General features: G+C 35.9%; 2 protein-coding genes. Both read right to left on the bottom strand.

Going from position 1 to position 1050, the window contains the following annotated elements; genetic code table 11:
• Nucleotides 1-390 (bottom strand): IS3 family transposase (locus tag DW059_RS15635; RefSeq protein ID WP_147326082.1); only part of this gene is annotated, 390 nt, incomplete at its 3' end.
• Between the two features lie 23 nt (nucleotides 391-413).
• The gene (locus DW059_RS15630; protein ID WP_117699395.1) at nucleotides 414-992 is read right to left on the bottom strand and encodes a helix-turn-helix domain-containing protein; all 579 of its coding nucleotides are present in this window, start codon (nucleotides 990-992) and stop codon (nucleotides 414-416) included.
• Nucleotides 993-1050 lie beyond the last annotated feature (58 nt).

The following is a 1050-nucleotide window of genomic DNA, read 5'->3' as shown; positions in this document are numbered from 1 at the left end:
ATAAAGTTTGTGCATAGTCATATGTCCTTTAACATCAACTTCATAGTATTTAAACTCTGTTGTATCTGTGGTGATCTTCTGATGAGGTATATGTGTGTTAAAGCGTCTGCGAATTCTATTAGGCGCAACAGTTCCAACTTTTCCTTTGTATGAACTATATTTCCTACTCCTGCGTGTAAATGAGGTTACCTGTAATCCGAGTTTTTGCATGATTCGCTGAACTTTCTTTTTATTGATAACATATCCCTGATTGCGAAGTTCTCCTAGCATACGACGATATCCGTAATCCTTGTGAAGTTCTCTAATTTCAAGGATTTTTTCTTCGATTTCCTTATCAGGATTTTCTCTATCAAATCTTTTTTGCCAATACATATATGTTGCTTTAGGCATTCCTGTATATGAGAGAAGATATTTTAGTTTGAACTGTCTTCGGAGGCTGCTGATGATTCGCGCCGTTCTCTCATTTTTGCTTCGTCCTCTAAACGCAGTCTCCTCAGTTCTTTTAAAAAGGCATTCTCTATCCTTAACTTAAGAAGTTCATCCTCTAGTTCCTTTACATGTTCTACACTTGTATCAACAGGAGATTCTACAAGTGGTTTGTTTTGTGTATTGTTATCTGGTTTATCCAATATTTTCTTTCGACCTTTCTTACGTGGCCTCAACGCATCAGGTCCAGCTGCTCGAAAGCGATTAACCCAATCAACTATCATAGACGGGTTAGTAATTCCTTCTTGCAGAGCTAAATCTTGATATGAGATTTCACTTGATAAATATAACTCTACAACAAAAAGTTTCTTTTCGAAAGAATATTTTACTTGTTGACGTGAACGTTTTAACCCATCATCTCCAAAAGACTTATAATTATCCACCCATAACTTAACTTTACTATGAGAAGGAACGCCGTATTGCTCGGCGAGATATTTATAACCGCCTTCTCCATTCAGATAAGCATTTACAACTTTCTTTTTAAATTCATAACTATATTTAGACATAAAAATACCGACCTCCAATCGTTAGATTTTTTGGTCTAACTTTTAGGGGTCGGTACAA

This window comes from Roseburia sp. AF42-8 (assembly GCF_003435965.1).
In the GTDB taxonomy this organism is placed as follows: Bacteria; Bacillota; Clostridia; order Lachnospirales; family Lachnospiraceae; genus Roseburia_C; species Roseburia_C amylophila.
Note: the sequence above shows the minus strand (reverse complement) of the source record. Positions and strands in the feature narration are given on the sequence as shown.

Excerpts from the sequence above, each read along its gene's own strand:
- DW059_RS15630 (WP_117699395.1), bottom strand. The coding sequence starts at position 992 with ATGTCTAAATATAGTTATGAATTTAAAAAGAAAGTTGTAAATGCTTAT.